Here is a 17,201-nt window from a genome sequence, read left to right as displayed (position 1 = left end):
AAAGGAGGTACATCAATGTACGCAATTATTGAAACTGGTGGAAAACAGTTAAAAGTTGAAGCCGGAGATACTATTTTCGTAGAAAAATTAGATGTTGAAGCTGGCGAAACATATACTTTTGATAAAGTATTATTAGTTGGTGACAAGACTGTAAAGATTGGTAATCCTTATGTTGCTGGTGCTACTGTAACAGCTACTGTTGAAAAACAGGGTAAAGAAAAGAAGGTTACTGTCTACAAATATGAACCAAAGAAACATTATCATAAAAAACAGGGTCATAGACAGCCTTATACTAAGTTAACTGTTAAAGAAATCTTAGGTTAATATGATAAAGGTTCATTTTACCAGCCGTCAAAATCATGTAAGACTTACAGTAAGTGGTCATGCTGGTTCTGATGAATATGGTAAAGATCTCGTTTGCGCAGGCGTGAGCACTGCAGTGACTGGTGTGTGCAACACATTAGCAAAGTACGGTTTTTTAGACCGTGGGACAATCGAGATGCAAGAAGGTTATGTCTGTATTGAAACGGATAACGCAACACGTGATGATCAATTAATACTAGAGACTTTGATGATTACATTGGCTTGTGTAGAAGAATCAAATGGGCAATACATTCACATAAAATATGAGGAGGAATAAGACAATGTTATTCAAATTAAATTTACAGTTATTCGCTTCTAAGAAAGGTGTTAGTTCTACTAAGAACGGCCGTGATTCAGAATCTAAACGTTTAGGTGCTAAATTATCAGATGGTCAGTTCTGTACAGCTGGTTCTATTATCTATAGACAGAGAGGAACTAAAATCTTCCCAGGTACTAACGTAGGTAAAGGCGGAGACGACACTTTATTCGCAAAAGTTGACGGTGTTGTTAAATACGAAAGAGTTGGAAAGAAAAAGAAACAGGTTTCTGTATATCCAGAAGCTTAATGAAAAGGAATCCCAACAGGGGTTCTTTTTTTAGTGATAATGCAGTAAAATAATTATAAAGTAAAAGAGGTGAACAAATGAAATTTATCGATCAGGTTAATATCTATGCTGAAGCTGGAAAAGGTGGCGACGGTGTTGTTGCATTTAGACGAGAAGCCCATGTTCCAAAAGGTGGACCAGCCGGAGGAGATGGCGGAAAAGGTGGCAGCATTGTTTTTCATGCAACTCATTCCCTCACAACATTATTAGATTTAAGATATCAAAGAGAATATAAAGCTCGTGCTGGACAGAACGGTATGGCTAAAAAGATGTATGGTGCTGATGCAGCCGATCTTATTATCAAGGTTCCTGTAGGGACTGTTATTTATAATGCAGATACTGATCAGCTATTAGCTGACTTAGTGGAAGATGGACAGCATGCGACAATCTGTAGAGGTGGTCGTGGTGGTAGAGGTAATGCAAGATTTGCATCTTCTAGAAACCCTGCTCCAACAATCTGTGAACGTGGTGAACCTGGGGAAAAGATGAATCTTAAGGTCGAACTTAAGCTATTGGCTGATGTTGGATTAGTAGGATTCCCTAGTGTTGGTAAATCTACATTCCTTTCAGTTGTTACTAAGGCAAAACCTAAGATTGCAGATTATCATTTCACTACTATTGTCCCTAATTTAGGTGTTGTTCAGGTAAAGGATGGCCGTTCATTTGTTATGGCGGATCTTCCTGGTCTTATTGAAGGTGCATCTCAGGGACGTGGTCTTGGACATCAGTTCTTAAGACATATTGAAAGATGTCGTGTTATTGTTCATATCATCGATATGAGCGGTAGCGAAGGCAGAGATCCATATGAAGATTATGTTCAGATCAATAAGGAACTAGAAGAATACAATTATGGATTAATGAATCGTCCACAGATCATCGTAGCTAATAAGATGGACTTGGATGAATCAGAAGAAAACTTACGTCGTTTCCAGGAAAAAGTAGGAGAAGATGTAAAAATCTATCCAATGATTGCACCTATTCATGAAGGTTTAGATCAGATCTTATATGCTATTGCAGATACGTTGGCAACTGCTCCTGAATCTGTTATGGAAGAAGAGGAAGATAGTGTTCTTTACACATTCGAAGAAATGGATACACCTCCATTTGAAATCCATAATAGAGGAAACGGTTTATGGATTGTCACTGGTGAAAAAGTGGAAAAACTTGTACAGATGGCTTCACTTTACACAGATGATGGATTCAAGCGTTTCGCTAGACAGATGAGAAATCTTGGTGTCGATGAAGCATTACGTATTTCAGGTGCTCAAGATGGCGATACAATTCGTATCATGGACTTTGAATTTGATTTCTATAATTAAGTATGATGATTATTCATCATACTTTTTTGTATCCATTTATGATAGAATAGACAGGAAGTCTAGGAGGATACGTATGTATAGCTATATTAAAGGATTGATTGTCGCACTTGCGAGTGATCATATTGTTATTGATAATAATGGGATAGGTTATCTTGTCTATGTACCTAATCCTTATGCTTTCACAAGAAATAAAGAAGCGACAGTTCATATTTTTCAAAGTATTACTGAAAATGATATGCGCCTTTATGGATTTGAAACAAGTGAGCAGAAGGAACTCTTTTTAAAGCTTATTAAAGTAAAAGGAATTGGACCAAAGAGTGCAGTGGCTATATTGGCAACTGGCAATGTTAATGATATTATTCAGGCTATTGAAAACAGTGATGCCAAGTTCCTTAAGAGTTTCCCAGGCATTGGACCAAAAGCAGCACAGCAGATTATTCTTGATCTAAAAGGCAAGTTCGATGGTGTTGAACGTATTGAAGCATTAAGTGGAGATGCGAAAGAATATGAAGAAGCAATTGAAGTGCTAGTTGCATTAGGATATAAACAGAAAGATGTAGAAAAAGTCATGAAGACAATCAGAAATGAAAATCTTGATACCAATGGCTTTGTGAAGAAAGCATTAGCTTTAATGACTAAATAAAGAAAGGAAAGGCATTATGGATCGTGATGTATATGATATTGATGAACATATTGAAGATGAAGAAAGTAGTCTAAGACCGATTTCTTTTGATGAATATGTTGGACAGACAGATCTAAAAGATAATTTAAGAGTCTTTGTAGGGGCGGCTAAGCTTAGAGATGAATCACTTGATCATGTCCTTCTCTACGGCCCTCCAGGACTAGGTAAAACGACAATGGCGATGATCATTGCCAATGAGATGGGGTCGCATATTAAAATTACAACAGCTCCAGCTATTGAGAAGACAGGTGATCTTGTCGCTATTCTTACATCATTAAATCCTGGTGATGTATTGTTTATCGATGAGATTCATCGATTAAATAAGGTTGTAGAAGAAATTCTTTATCCGGCAATGGAAGACTATTGTGTAGATGTTGTTATCGGAAAAGAAAATACAACCCGTTCAGTACGTATTGATCTTCCACCATTCACATTAGTAGGTGCGACAACGAGGGCGGGAGACATCTCCGCACCGTTAAGAGACCGTTTCGGGATCGTCGCAAAGCTCGATTATTATAGTCAAGATGAACTGACACAGATCATTTCAAGAACAAGCGGTGTCTATGGAATGAACATGGATGAAGAAGCAAAAGTCGAGTTAGCTAAGCGATCGAGAGGGACACCACGTATTGCCAATAGGCTATTTAGACGTGTCAGAGATTTTGCTCAGTATTTTGGAGATGACATCATTACCCAAGACAGAACCAAAGAAGCCCTCAATCGTTTAAAAGTTGACCAGCTTGGATTGGATGACGTCGATCGCCGTTACCTGTTAGGTATCATCAATCGATTCCAGGGAGGACCGGTTGGTCTTGAAGCCTTAGCGGCAAGTATCGGGGAAGAATCTGTCACATTGGAAGATGTTTATGAACCATATCTTTTACAAAAAGGTCTAATAAAAAGAACACATCGTGGAAGAATCGCAACGCAGGCTGCCTATGATCACTTTCATATACCAAGAGATTTTGATGAATAATCAAAATCTTTTTTTATATTTATGAAGAAATTAAAATTTATTGCCTTCATTCTCTTGGGTATTGTATCAATGATCTATTCCTATAGACAGCCTGCTAAAATGGATCAGACTCAAGAAAAGGCTCTCTATATTACCTTAGAAGGAGCATTTAAAAAGACAGGGGACTTTGCGATTAAGGAAGGAATGACAATGAAGGATGTGATCAAGGAAGTAGGAATCAAGAAGAATGCCAACATTGATACATTGCCATTAGAACGCAGTGTAACGGCAGAACAGACAATCTATCTGCCTTATAAAAGAAATGGTCTTATTTCCTTGAATCATGGAACCAAAGAAGACTTTAAGAAACTTTCAGGAGTAGGAGAGAAGATGGCTCAAAGAATTATTGATTATCGTAAAAAGAATCGCTTTAATTGGATTGAGGATTTAATGAATGTTCCTGGCATTGGAGAAAAGCGATTTTTGAACTACCGTGATTATATATGTTTATAAGATATCATCTCTTTTATTATGCTCTCTTTCTTGTTCTTGTCATACTTGTAAAAGATTCATGGGTCTTCTTGATCTTCCTGATTCCTTATCTTTATTTCTTCTATAAGAAAACCTCATGCATGTCTATAATAGTGGTTGTCATCTTGTCATTTATAATGTTAAGACCAGAAAATAAGATCTATCTGCCACATTATATAAAAGGGCGAATTGTGGATTGTCGAGGGAAATATTATCTTCTTAAAAGTGATTATGGGAAAGTAAAACTTTACTGTGATCATAAGCTCACCTATAATGATGAAATCATTGCTCGCATACATCCTCTTGCTATTCGTTCTCCAGATAATGATCATGGCTTTGATGAGCGACTTTATCTTAAATCTCAAAAGATCGTAGGAAAAGCAAGTGTAGATGCGATTGTATCGATTAAACATCATTTTTCTTTTGCGAACATATTAGAAAAAAGCTTCTCTTCATCTGTGACCATAAGAAGTTATCAGCGCATGTTTTTATTAGGATATAAGGACGAAGGTATTTCAGAAGACTACAAGGAGATGACAAGCTTATCCATCGTTCATCTGTTTGCCCTTTCTGGGATGCATATGAGCGTATTGTTTACTTTTCTCACAAGAATTCTTTCCTACCTTTTATCTAAGAAGAAAAGTGAAAACGTCGCTAAGGTACTCATGGGTCTTTATGTATTTTCTATACCTTACAACATCTCCTTATATCGTGCCTATCTGACACTGATAGGTAATGGGGCATTAAAGAAGTACTTCAATAAGCTAGATGTACTTTCTTTATTGGTGATCATCAATCTTCTTTATAATCCCTATATCCTTTATTCCACATCTTTTCTTTTTTCCTATTCCATTTACTTTGTGATTCTGATGACACAATCATTATCTATTCGTACTTTGTATATCTATTTATCTACATTGCCCATTGTGATTATGATGAATCATTCCATTAATGTGTTTTCTTTTTTATTGGCACTATTATTAGAACCCTTTGTAAAACTGTTTTATATTTCAACACTCTTATCAATACTTTTTCCTTTTCTTTCTCTTTTCTATAAAGCAATCATTATTGTTTTTCAAAGTATCCTTCATTTTTGTCATGCTTTTCCTGTTACCTTAGTCTATGAACACCCTTCCTTATTTTTTATAGTTATGTTCTACTATCTTTATTTTTCTTATCTTTATCATCAAAACCGTAATCACAAAAGACATTTTTTAGCATTTTTATGTGCACTTCTTTTTATATCTCATATTCATTCTGTCTATAAGATCTATGGGGAAGTAGGAATGATCAATGTGGGACAAGGGGACTGCAGCTATATTATTCTTCCATTCAATCAAGGGAATATCTTGATTGATACGGGTGGGAACAAAGATTATGATCTTGCGGTTTCTACGATCATTCCTTTCTTAAAAAGCAAGGGAGTTGATCATCTTGATTATGTCTATGTTTCCCATCATGACTATGATCACTATGGTGCATTAAAAAGTCTAAAGGAACATTTTCCCATTTATCATGTCATAGATCATTATGAAAAAGAAAGACAGATCGGTGATCTTAATATACGCATGTTAAAGACAAGTAAAAGTGAAGATAAGAATGATAATTCATTAGTTATGTATTGTCGCTATCATCAATTACATTATTTATTTACTGGAGATATCTCTTCACATAAAGAAGAAGAGCTCTATCAGGAATATGGCAAGCTTAAGGTTGATGTATTAAAGGTATCTCATCACGGAAGTCCAAACTCTTCAGGCGTAAAGCTGTTTGAAATGATCCATCCCCGTATTGCCTTTATTGGAGTAGGGAAACACAATCGCTATGGACATCCTGGTAGAGTGGTCATCAATAGACTAAAGGAGAGAGGCATTATGATTTTAAGAACCGACAAGGATGGAAACTTCTGCATTCGACATTATGGAAATGACTATTTTGTTTATCGCTAATGGATTGTCCTCATATAAGAAAAACGATATAATAAATCCTGGTGATGAAAGATGAACATTGTAATACATGGTGTAGAAAGACTTCTGATGGAAAAGAAGCTCGACGAATTAAAAAAGAAGTATCATTGCTCAGTAGAAGAGATGAATCTCATGAGCTACTACATGGGTGAAACACCTATGTCTCAGGTCTTGGAAGATGCCAAGACACCACCTTTTTTAACAGAATATAAGATGGTTATTATGAAAGAACCATTGTTTCTTACGTCCAAGAAACAAAAGACGGTCAATGAGAAAGATGTAGCGATGTTCATTGACTACATTTCACATGATAACCCCACAACAGTATTTGTGATTTATCATGATGAAGGGAATTTTGATGAACGTAAGAAGGTCATGAAGACATTAAGAAAACATGCACAGTTTTTTGAAATGGATCATGTATCATTTAATCAGCTTTATAAGTCTACAAGAGAAGCTATTCGTTCAAGAGGATGCAAGATTGAAGATGAAGCTTTGACATTATTATTAAATAGAATAGGAGAAGATCTCTATGAAATCTCTCATCAGGTAGATAAGCTTTGTCTTTATACTAAAGATATTAAAGTAGAAGATATCAATAAGCTAGTAGCAGCGCCGTTAGAAGAGGATGTCTTCGCTTTAACAAATGCGATATTAAAACATGATTTAAATAAGACCATGATGATCTATAAAGACTTAATGGTAACCAATCATGAACCTATTGCACTCATTGGGTTAATCGCTAATTCATTGCGTAATCTTTATCAGGTAAAACTTCTTTCTCGAAAAGGATATCAGGATAAAGAAATAGCACGTATGTGTGGATTAAATCCAAGAGCCATTTATCCTATCAGAAAGAATGGGGAAGGTTTCGAAATCAATGAGCTTCTAGAAAAGCTCAATGCCCTTTCTGAATTGGATATTAAGATCAAGACTGGCTTAATAGATAAACAGCGAGGTCTTGAATTATTTTTATTGAATATGGAGTCATAGAAACATGCTGTCATTAAAAGAACTATATAAGATTGGAGTTGGTCCTTCTTCTTCACATACAATGGGACCACAGACTATCGCAAAGATTATCAAGGAAGAATTTCCTCAGGCTACCCATTTTCATGTGGATCTGCATGGATCATTGGCACTGACAGGAAAAGGACATCTTACTGATCATATTATTGAAAAGACCCTTTCTCCTAAGCCTTGTACATTTTCATTTAAGGCGGATGCCTTGCCTTATCATCCCAATGGGATGATTGTTCATGTGTATCATGGAGAAGAGTGCATCAAGAAAGTAGAAGTCTATTCCATTGGAGGAGGAGATGTCTACTTTAAAGGTGATATGGAAAAGGTGCATAAGCATGTCTATCCGCATAAGAATATGCAGGAAATACTTTCATATTGTGACGAAAAAGGCATTTCTCTTTATGATTATGTTATTGAATTTGATGAAGAAGATATACAGGATTACCTTATTAAAGTATTAGAAACAATGTTTGAATGTGTCCAAAGTGGACTACATAAAAGCGGTGTACTGCAAGGGAAGCTACAGATCAAACGCGTTGCTAAAGATATGTACAATCAGGCACTCAATACACACAATCCTATGCAAAGAGGAAGACTGTTTGTATCAAGCTACGCCTATGCGGTTGCAGAAGAGAATGCGGATGGCGATACAATTGTTACTGCACCGACATGTGGTGCTAGCGGTGTGGTACCAGCAGTGCTCTATTATGCCTATAAGGAACTTAATATGAGCAAGAAAGATCTTGTGAAGGCTCTAGCAATCGGTGGATTGTTTGGCAATTCGGTAAAGATGAATGCGACAATATCAGGAGCAGATGGTGGCTGTCAGGCGGAAGTGGGCACAGCGTGTGCGATGGCTTCTGCAATGATGGCATGGATCATGGAACTCAATAATGAGCTCATTGACTATGCGGCAGAAATGGGGCTAGAACACAATCTAGGCTTGACCTGCGATCCTGTCGGAGGCTATGTGCAGATTCCTTGTATTGAACGTAATGCCTTTGCGGCGATGCGCGCGGTGGATGCTGCAATGCTGGCAAGCCAGCTAGGATATGTGAGAAAGAACAAGATTTCCTTTGATGCGGTTGTACGGGTTATGAAGGAAACGGGAAGTGACTTGAATGTAGCTTATAAAGAAACATCGCTTGGAGGATTAGCGAAGGAGATGAACATACATGCAGACTAGTTCCCTGTATGTTCATATTCCTTTTTGTGATCGTATTTGCAGCTATTGTGATTTTGCGAAAGTCTTTTATCGAGAAGATCTTGTCGATCACTATCTTGATCGACTTGAAGAAGAGTTAAAAGAACTACCTGCTACAAAGATGAAAACAATCTATATTGGTGGCGGAACGCCAAGTGCTCTTCAGCTTCATCAATTAGAAAGATTGTTTCAGATGCTTTCAAGCTTCTATGATGAAAAAACAATCGAATATTGCATAGAAGCAAACCCAGAGTCTTTGACTCATGAAAAAATCGATTTGATAATTGCTTATCGTATCAACAGGTTAAGCTTAGGTGTACAGTCTTTCAATGAAGAACTGCTTAAGAAGATTGAACGTGTTCATAATAAGGACATGGTAGAAGATGTTATCTTTTATGCGTACAGCAAAGGGTTAACTAATCTTTCTATCGATTTAATGTATGGACTTCCAACACAAAGTAAAGAGGATATTCTTTATGATCTAGAAGTCGCAAGCCATCTCCCTCTTCAACATATTTCCTACTACTCATTAATATTAGAAGAAGGGACAAAATTAAATAATGAGCATTATGAAGGATTAAGTGAAGATGAAGATGCCTACTATTCAGATCTTATTGTCAATGAATTAGAAAAGATGGGCTATCATCAATATGAAGTCTCCAATTATGCTAAAGGAGATCATGAATCAGAACATAATAAAGTATACTGGCATTATGAAAACTATTATGGTGTAGGCAGTGGTGCATCGGGAAAGATCGATAACACATTAATTGATCATAGTAGAGCGCTGTTTCAATATATTAAAGGGAAAGATACAAGAAGCTATACGACATTAAGTGAAGAAGATACGATGTTCAATCATGTCATGATGTCATTAAGACTACTTGAGGGATTGGATCTTTGTGATTTCTATGAACGCTATCATAAACATGTAGAAGAAGTCTATGGCAAAGCTATTGAGAAGAACAAGGATTATCTTGTGATAGAGAATAATCATCTTCATTGTACAAAACAATCTTTAAAGATATTAAATACTATATTATTGGACTTCCTGGATTAATCCAGGGGTCTTTTTTATGCCAGATAATATTTAGCACTAAATTGTTGACACTGCTAAAAAAACAGGTATAATGAACTTAGCAATTGAATTAGAAGAGTGCTAAAGAGGTGAGAAAGATGCTTACGGCAAGACAATTACTGATATTTAAATATATTGTAGAAGAGTTCATTGCGACAGGTGAGCCAGTTGGAAGTAAGCTTCTTATGACAAAGTATCAATTACCTTATTCGAGTGCCACAATCAGAAATGAAATGAACTTTCTTGAAAAGCAGCACTACCTTGATAAGACGCATACGTCTTCAGGAAGAGTGCCATCCAAGAAGGGCTATCACTTCTATGTGGAAACACTGCTTCAGCCGGATGTGGATGAAACAGTAAAGAATCAGGTATCTACCTTGTTTGCGGACACCAACCGCTCGCTAAATGAAATTATTCAGCAATGTTGCGAAATGTTAAGTCAGCTGACTCATTTAACAACAGTGGCGCTAGGACCTAATTCTAGCTACGAACGTTTTCAGAATGTTACACTTATTCCTTTAGGGAGAAAGAGTGCAACGGCGATTATTGTTACGGATAAGGGACATGTCGAAAACAGAACATTCCCAGTGCGTGATGAGAATATGATGGATGACTTAAGCGCCTGCGTTGATGTCATCAATGAAACGTTAAGAGGAGTTCCCATTAACAATGTTATTGAGAAATTAGAAAATGATGTGAAGCCAATTCTTAATGTGAAAGTGAAGGAACATGAAGTATTGTTCAATGCCTTCTTAGAAGCATTCATGAAGTTTGCTAAAAACAACATCTACTTCTCAGGAAAAGATAACATGCTTTATCAGCCTGAGTACAATGATGTCAATAAGCTAAGAAAGCTTGTCACTGCTTTTGAAAATTCACAGACATGGAATCTTCTTGAGCCATTGACTCAAGAAGAAGGTGTAACAATCAGAATTGGAAATGAAACACCATTTGATGACTTAAATGATGTGTCTGTCATTTCTGCATCATTTGATACGGGAAGCCGCTCGAAGGGCTCTATCTCGGTGATTGGACCAACGCGTATGCCATATGAAAAGGTTGTATCACTAGTAGAGTACATTAGTAAGAATATTGAAAGTCTCATCTTAGATGAGCAAAGAAAAAATGATGAGAGGTAAAACTATGGCAGAAGAAAAGAAAGTCAATGAGACAGAAATGGAAGAAGAAACTGTTGAAGAAACAGTGGATACTCCAGAAGAAAAAGAAGCTGATCCTGAGGCTGAAATCAAGGCCTTAAGTGAAGAAGCAAATAAGTGGAAAACTGAATACTATAAAGTATTTGCAGATATGGAAAATACAAAGAAGAGAATGAACACTGAATTTGAAAATCAGAAAAAGTTCATGATGCAGTCCTTTGTAGAAGAGTTATTGCCAGTCATTGATAACTTTGAAAGATCATTAGCTGCAGAAGCAGGAGATGAAAATCTTAAGAACTTCCTTAAAGGATATCAGATGATCCATGATCAGTTATTAATGATTCTAGAAAAGAATGGTGTAAAAGCCATTGAAGCTGAAGGTAAACCATTTGATCCAAACTTCCATCAGGCAGTAATGACTGAAGAAGTTGAAGGAATGGAACCAAATATGGTTGTAGAAGAACTTCAGAAAGGTTATATGTTAAAAGATCGTGTTGTAAGAGCAACACTTGTGAAAGTAAGTCAGTAATAGGAGGATAAGACTATGAGTAAAATTATCGGTATTGATTTAGGTACTACAAATTCATGCGTTTCTGTAATGGAAAACGGAGAAGCAAAAGTAATTGCAAATGCAGAAGGAGCTAGAACTACACCTTCAGTTGTTGCATTCAAGAACGGAGAAATTATTGTTGGTGAAGCAGCTAAGAGACAGGCTGTCACTAACCCAGAAACAGTGTCTTCAATCAAGAGACATATGGGTACTTCTTATAAAGAACATGTAAATGGTAAAGATTATACACCAGAAGAAATTTCAGCTATGATTCTTCAGAACTTAAAGAAAACTGCTGAATCTTACTTAGGTGAAACAGTTACTAAAGCAGTTATCACTGTTCCTGCATACTTCAATGATGCACAGCGTCAGGCTACTAAAGATGCTGGTAAGATTGCTGGTTTAGATGTAGAACGTATTATCAACGAACCAACTGCAGCAGCATTAGCATTTGGTATTGATAAAATTGAAAAAGAACAGAAAGTTCTTGTATATGACTTAGGTGGAGGAACATTCGATGTTTCTATCCTAGACTTAGCAGATGGTACTTTCGAAGTATTAGCAACTGCTGGTAACAACCACTTAGGTGGGGATGACTTTGATAAAGCTGTAATGGATTGGATGGTATCAGAATTCAAGAAAGAACAGGGTATCGATCTTTCTTCTGATAACATGGCTATGCAGCGTGTTAAAGATGCAGCTGAAAAAGCTAAAAAAGATTTATCTGGTATGATGCAGACTCAGATCTCATTACCATTCATCTCAGCTGGTGCAAATGGTCCAGTACATTTAGATATGACATTAACTAGAGCTAAATTTGATGAATTAACTTCAAGCTTAGTTTCAGCAACTGAAGGACCTGTAAGACAGGCATTATCTGATGCTGGTATGCAGCCATCAGAAATTGATGAAGTATTATTAGTAGGTGGTTCTACTCGTATCATCGCTGTACAGGAATCAGTTAAGAGATTATTAGGAAAAGAACCTAACAAGTCAGTTAACCCTGATGAAGTTGTATCTATGGGTGCTTCTATCCAGGGTGGTGTCATCGCTGGTGATGTTAAAGACGTATTATTACTAGATGTTACTCCATTATCATTAGGTATCGAAACTATGGGTGGTGTAATGACTGTATTAATTGAAAGAAATACAACTATCCCAACTACTAAATCACAGATTTTCTCAACTGCAGCAGATAATCAGCCAGCTGTTGATATCAACGTATTACAGGGTGAAAGATCTATGGCTAAAGATAACAAACAGTTAGGTCTATTCAAGTTAGATGGTATTGAACCAGCTCCAAGAGGTGTTCCTCAGATTGAAGTTACTTTCAACATCGACGTAAACGGTATTGTTAACGTCAAAGCAAAAGATATGAAGACAAACAAAGAACAGTCTATCACTATTCAGAACTCAACTGGTTTAAGTGATGAAGAAATCGATAGAATGGTAAAAGAAGCTGAAGCTAACAAGGCTGAAGATGAAAAGATGAAGAAAGATATCGAAACTAAGAACAAAGCTGAACAGATGATCAATGAAATTGATAAATCATTGGCTACTCAGGGAGATAAGATTTCTGCAGACCAGAAAGCTCAGGCTGAATCATTAAGAGATGAATTAAAGAAAGCTTTAGATGCTAACGATATGGCTACTCTTGAATCTCGTATGAATGAATTAGAACAGATGGCTCAGCAGATGGCAGCATATCAGTATCAGAATGCACAGGGCGGTGCTACTCAGGATGCAGGTGCTACAAATGCCAACAATAACAATGATGATGTTGTAGATGCTGATTTCACTGAAAAGAACTAAAAACATAAGCCAAGGGGGACCTTGGCTTTCTACTATATTATAAGGAGGTTCAATGATGGCAGATAAAAGAGATTATTATGAAGTGCTTGGTGTAGATAAGAGTGCTGATGCAACTACCATCAAACGTGCATATCGTAAACTTGCCAAAAAATATCATCCAGATGTCAATAAGGCACCGGATGCTGAAGAAAAATTTAAAGAAGTACAGGAAGCTTACGATGTCCTTTCCGATGCAAATAAGAAAGCAGCCTACGATCGTTATGGACATGCGGCCTTTGATCAAAATGGCGGAGGCGCTGGCGGATTCGGTGGTGGATTTGGCGGATTCGGTGGCTTCGATGATGTCGATCTAGGCGATATCTTCGGTTCATTCTTTGGCGGAGGTCAAAGAAGACAAAGACCAACTGGTCCTCGTCAAGGTGATGATCGCTTTATGCAGCTTGAAATTGATTTCATGGATGCCATTAAAGGTAAAAAGACAGAAATCAGAATCAATTTCGATGAACCATGTAAAACATGTCATGGTTCAGGTGCAGCTTCTCCACAGGATGTAGAAACATGTTCTCGCTGTGGTGGTAGCGGTACAGTCAGAATGCAGCAGCGTTCACCATTTGGTACAGTCGTAAGAGAAGCTGCCTGTCCAGATTGTAATGGTACAGGTAAGAAAATTAAGAAGATCTGTCCTGATTGTAAAGGAAAAGGATATAACAATAAGAACATCACTGTAGAATTAACAATTCCAGCAGGTATCAATACTCATCAGCAGTTAAGAGTACCAGGAAAAGGTGGAAGAGGAATCAACGGTGGACCTAATGGTGACTTATATGTAGAAATCTATGTAAGACCACATAAACACTTTGTAAGACAAGGAGATAATATCGCAATTGAAGTACCGATTTCTCCTGCTGATGCCGCATTAGGATGCAAGGTGGATGTCCCAACTGTTTATGGTGATGTCAGCATGACTATACCAGAAGGAACACAGCCAGGTGCTACATTAAGATTAAAAGGTAAAGGTGTTAAATCATTAAGAGGAAATACTTACGGCGATGAGTATGTCACTGTTAAAGTTAAGGTTCCAACTAAGCTCACTAAACAGGAAAAGGAACTTTACAAGAAATTACAGGATGCCTCTAAGAAATCTAGCATCTTTGATCAGTTCAAGAAATCATTTAAATTATAAAAAGAAGGCGTAGGCCTTCTTTTTTGTGCTTATATATAGAAAAAAGGATATGCAGTGCATATCCTTGCTTCTATTATCTAGCGTTTTTTCTAAGTGTTCTTAATTCTCTAGCTGTAAGTTTTACTTTAGTTGGCTTACCATCAATAATGATAGTTGCTTTCTGTAAGTTAACGTTCCATCTTCTTCTAGTAGCGTTTAATGCATGAGAACGATTGTTACCTGTCATAGGTCCTTTACCACTTAACTGACTTTTTCTTGACATTTTCTTCACCACCTCTTAAGCTTTCACATACCTTAACATAATACCATTGCAATTTAGAAATTGCAACTACTTTTGCGAAAAAAATTCATAATTTAAATGGAAATGAGAGTATTCAAATTATAAAATAATCTTATCTTTGTTGCCTTTTTAATAGCCATACTTTATAATAAAAACGCATGTTATGTTAGAAAAAATATTTTAAATATCAAACATAATGGTAGAGGAGGATAATTATGATTCAAAAATCAACAGAACTTGGACATATTGAATTATCTAATGATGTCATTGCAACGATTTGTGGTGGAGCAGCCACTGAATGTTACGGGGTAGTTGGAATGGCTAGCCAGAAGATGATCGATGGGATCTATGATCTTCTTAAGAAAGAAAACTATTCAAAAGGTATAAAAGTTGAAAATGGTGAAACAGGTGCCATTATTTCACTATATGTAATTGTCGGATACGGCGTAAAGATTTCTGAAATCGTATATGAAGTTCAGAAAAAAGTAAAATACGTTCTTGAAAAAACATTGGACATTACTATTGAAGCAGTTAATGTTTATGTACAAAGTATCAGAGTCATGGATTAATGGAGGAAGTTATGAAAATCATTGACGGAAAAATGTTTAGACAGATGATTGTCACTGGGGCAACTGTTCTCCATAACAATCATCCTGAAATTGACGCGTTAAATGTATTCCCAGTACCTGATGGCGATACTGGTACTAATATGTCATTAACTTTTACAAGTGGAGCAACTGAAGTTGAACGTCTACAGAGTGAAAGAGTTGATGAAATTGCAAAAACATTATCTAAAGGATTATTAATGGGAGCAAGAGGTAACTCAGGTGTTATCCTTTCTCAGATCTTTAGAGGTGTTTCTAAATCCTTAAAAGGAAAAGAAACTGCTAATGCCAACGATTTAGCAGATGCTTTCATGCAGGGATCAAAAGTGGCTTATAAGGCCGTAATGAAACCTACTGAAGGAACTATTCTTACAGTCATCAGAGAATCTGCAGAAGCGGCTAAGGCTTATGTGACAGAAGATATGGAAATCGAAGATTATTTCTCATACTTCGTTAAAGCAGCTAATGAATCATTGGATCGTACACCGGAATTATTGCCAGTCTTAAAAGAAGTTGGCGTAGTCGATTCAGGTGGAGCAGGGCTATTATTAGTATTGACTGGTTTCATGTCAGCATTAGCTGGTGAAGAAATTGAACGTGTTGATATTAATGAAGAAGAAGTTAAAAATCAGCAGGCTCTTGAAAGAGCTGAAAAAGCTGGCATCAAGGCTAACTTTGGCTATAGAACAGAATTCATGCTTGATATCGCTGAAGGAAAAGAAAGTGCCTTTAATGCAGAAAACTTCCAGAATGAATTAGAAAGAATTCCAGGAGAACGTATTACAATCGTTCAGGATGGCAATATCGTAAGAGCTAAGCTTTATACTAAAAAGCCAGGTAATGCCTTAAATATTGCTCAGCGTTTTGGTGAATTCTTGAGTGTAGATATTGAAAATCCTAATGCTAAAGATATAGAAAAGAAAGAGATTGTCGAAGAAGTTCCTGAAAAGGACATTGCGGTCATCTCAGTAGCTGCAGGAAGCGGTATTAAAGCAACATTCGAAGAATTGCACTGTGATCATGTCGTATCAGGTGGACAGACAATGAACCCTGCTACAGAAGATCTTGTTAAAGCAATCAGAGGTGTACATGCTAAACATGTTATCGTATTGCCTAATAACTCTAATATCGTTATGACAGCTCAGCAGGCTGCTACTGTCTTAGAAGATGAAATCGATGTGATCGTTATTCCTACTAAGACAATTCCTCAGGGATTATCAGCTTGTATCATGTTTAACCCAGAAGCATCATTAGAAGATAATGTTTCAGAAATGAAAGATGCTATGGAAAACGTGAAAACAGGACAGGTTACATTCGCAGTAAGAGATACAAACATTGATGGTGTAGAAGTAACAGCTAACCAGTATATGGCTCTTTGCAATAAGACAATTACTGCCTGTGTACCAGAAAAGATGGATGCTTTAAAGAAATCATTAGAAGGATTAGTCGATGACGATTCAGAAATCATCACATTAATCTGTGGTGAAGATGTCACTGACGAAGAAAAAGAAGAAGCACAAGCATATATTGAAGAAACATATGAAGATGCTGAATTAGAAATGATCGATGGTCTTCAGCCAGTTTATTCATTTATTATTGGTGTAGAATAATATAAACCCCCTAATAGACAGACGTCTATTAAGGGGTTTTTTATAACCCATGTGGGCGAGAAAACCCATGGTTTCAACCGTGAGGATGATAGCCCATCTTTTTACTTTTGTAGATATTTCATCGACTAACATATACAAACATGCTACTATATATTCATGAAGAATGAATACAAACATACAAAGACGACCGTATCATTGATCAACTACCATTTTGTGTTTTGTCCTCGATACCGCAGAAAAATATTTAACATTCAAGGTGTTGAGGATAGGTTTAAAG

General features: G+C 36.7%; 19 protein-coding genes. 18 read left to right on the top strand and 1 reads right to left on the bottom strand.

Features of this window, described 5'->3' with window-relative positions; translation table 11 throughout:
* The first annotated feature begins 15 nt into the window (after positions 1–15).
* The 15 genes from rplU to dnaJ all read left to right on the top strand — a co-directional run bounded on the left by rplU (position 16) and on the right by dnaJ (position 14,429).
* Positions 16–324, top strand: a complete 309-nt coding sequence (rplU, locus tag J6L95_RS05610) for a 50S ribosomal protein L21 (RefSeq protein ID WP_029070657.1) — start codon at positions 16–18, stop codon at positions 322–324.
* 1 nt (position 325) lies between these two features.
* The gene (locus tag J6L95_RS05605) at positions 326–640 is read left to right on the top strand and encodes a ribosomal-processing cysteine protease Prp (protein ID WP_029070656.1); all 315 of its coding nucleotides are present in this window, start codon (positions 326–328) and stop codon (positions 638–640) included.
* Positions 641–644: 4 nt separating this feature from the next.
* Entirely contained in the window at positions 645–929 is a 285-nt protein-coding gene (gene rpmA / locus J6L95_RS05600) for a 50S ribosomal protein L27 (protein ID WP_029070655.1), read from the top strand.
* Positions 930–1,006: 77 nt separating this feature from the next.
* Positions 1,007–2,287, top strand: a complete 1,281-nt coding sequence (obgE, locus tag J6L95_RS05595) for a GTPase ObgE (RefSeq protein WP_029072215.1) — start codon at positions 1,007–1,009, stop codon at positions 2,285–2,287.
* Between the two features lie 73 nt (positions 2,288–2,360).
* Entirely contained in the window at positions 2,361–2,930 is a 570-nt protein-coding gene (gene ruvA, locus J6L95_RS05590; RefSeq protein WP_029070653.1) for a Holliday junction branch migration protein RuvA, read from the top strand.
* A gap of 16 nt (positions 2,931–2,946) precedes the next feature.
* Complete coding sequence (ruvB, locus tag J6L95_RS05585) at positions 2,947–3,945, top strand: Holliday junction branch migration DNA helicase RuvB (protein ID WP_029070652.1); 999 nt, start codon at positions 2,947–2,949, stop codon at positions 3,943–3,945.
* Positions 3,946–4,014: 69 nt separating this feature from the next.
* Positions 4,015–4,437, top strand: coding sequence for a ComEA family DNA-binding protein (locus J6L95_RS05580; protein ID WP_238586041.1), 423 nt, complete (start codon positions 4,015–4,017; stop codon positions 4,435–4,437).
* A gap of 119 nt (positions 4,438–4,556) precedes the next feature.
* Positions 4,557–6,404: a ComEC/Rec2 family competence protein gene (locus tag J6L95_RS05575; protein WP_287458438.1), complete on the top strand. Its 1,848-nt coding sequence runs from the start codon at positions 4,557–4,559 to the stop codon at positions 6,402–6,404.
* A 51-nt stretch (positions 6,405–6,455) separates the two neighbouring features.
* The gene (gene holA / locus J6L95_RS05570) at positions 6,456–7,415 is read left to right on the top strand and encodes a DNA polymerase III subunit delta (protein ID WP_029072183.1); all 960 of its coding nucleotides are present in this window, start codon (positions 6,456–6,458) and stop codon (positions 7,413–7,415) included.
* Between the two features lie 4 nt (positions 7,416–7,419).
* Positions 7,420–8,631: an L-serine ammonia-lyase, iron-sulfur-dependent, subunit alpha gene (locus J6L95_RS05565; RefSeq protein WP_287458437.1), complete on the top strand. Its 1,212-nt coding sequence runs from the start codon at positions 7,420–7,422 to the stop codon at positions 8,629–8,631.
* Positions 8,621–9,709, top strand: coding sequence for a radical SAM family heme chaperone HemW (hemW, locus tag J6L95_RS05560; RefSeq protein WP_287458436.1), 1,089 nt, complete (start codon positions 8,621–8,623; stop codon positions 9,707–9,709). The genes J6L95_RS05565 and hemW overlap by 11 nt, the downstream gene beginning before the upstream one ends.
* 116 nt (positions 9,710–9,825) lie before the next feature.
* A complete protein-coding gene (gene hrcA, locus J6L95_RS05555; protein ID WP_029070646.1) occupies positions 9,826–10,866 on the top strand; it encodes a heat-inducible transcriptional repressor HrcA in 1,041 nt (346 codons plus the stop codon).
* Positions 10,867–10,870: 4 nt separating this feature from the next.
* Complete coding sequence (gene grpE / locus J6L95_RS05550; protein ID WP_236700957.1) at positions 10,871–11,413, top strand: nucleotide exchange factor GrpE; 543 nt, start codon at positions 10,871–10,873, stop codon at positions 11,411–11,413.
* A 15-nt stretch (positions 11,414–11,428) separates the two neighbouring features.
* A complete protein-coding gene (dnaK, locus tag J6L95_RS05545; protein WP_029070644.1) occupies positions 11,429–13,246 on the top strand; it encodes a molecular chaperone DnaK in 1,818 nt (605 codons plus the stop codon).
* 55 nt (positions 13,247–13,301) lie between these two features.
* Positions 13,302–14,429, top strand: coding sequence for a molecular chaperone DnaJ (gene dnaJ, locus J6L95_RS05540; RefSeq protein ID WP_287458435.1), 1,128 nt, complete (start codon positions 13,302–13,304; stop codon positions 14,427–14,429).
* Positions 14,430–14,502: 73 nt separating this feature from the next.
* Here the strand turns inward: dnaJ and rpmB are convergent, their stop codons facing one another.
* Positions 14,503–14,691, bottom strand: a complete 189-nt coding sequence (rpmB, locus tag J6L95_RS05535) for a 50S ribosomal protein L28 (RefSeq protein WP_029070642.1) — start codon at positions 14,689–14,691, stop codon at positions 14,503–14,505.
* Between the two features lie 233 nt (positions 14,692–14,924).
* Between rpmB and J6L95_RS05530 the strand changes: the two genes are divergently transcribed.
* The 3 genes from J6L95_RS05530 to J6L95_RS05520 form a co-directional block, all read left to right on the top strand.
* On the top strand, positions 14,925–15,278 hold the full coding sequence (locus J6L95_RS05530) for an Asp23/Gls24 family envelope stress response protein (RefSeq protein ID WP_287458434.1): 354 nt from the start codon (positions 14,925–14,927) through the stop codon (positions 15,276–15,278).
* A gap of 11 nt (positions 15,279–15,289) precedes the next feature.
* Positions 15,290–16,924: a DAK2 domain-containing protein gene (locus tag J6L95_RS05525; protein ID WP_287458433.1), complete on the top strand. Its 1,635-nt coding sequence runs from the start codon at positions 15,290–15,292 to the stop codon at positions 16,922–16,924.
* Positions 16,925–17,080: 156 nt separating this feature from the next.
* The coding region (locus tag J6L95_RS05520) for a transposase (protein WP_287458459.1) at positions 17,081–17,201 on the top strand (121 nt) is incomplete at its 3' end.

It is taken from the genome of Kandleria sp. (assembly GCF_017934775.1).
Taxonomy (GTDB): Bacteria; Bacillota_I; Bacilli_A; order Erysipelotrichales; family Coprobacillaceae; genus Kandleria; species Kandleria vitulina.
The sequence above is the reverse complement of the archived record's forward strand: the minus strand, read 5'-3'. Positions and strand labels throughout refer to the sequence as shown.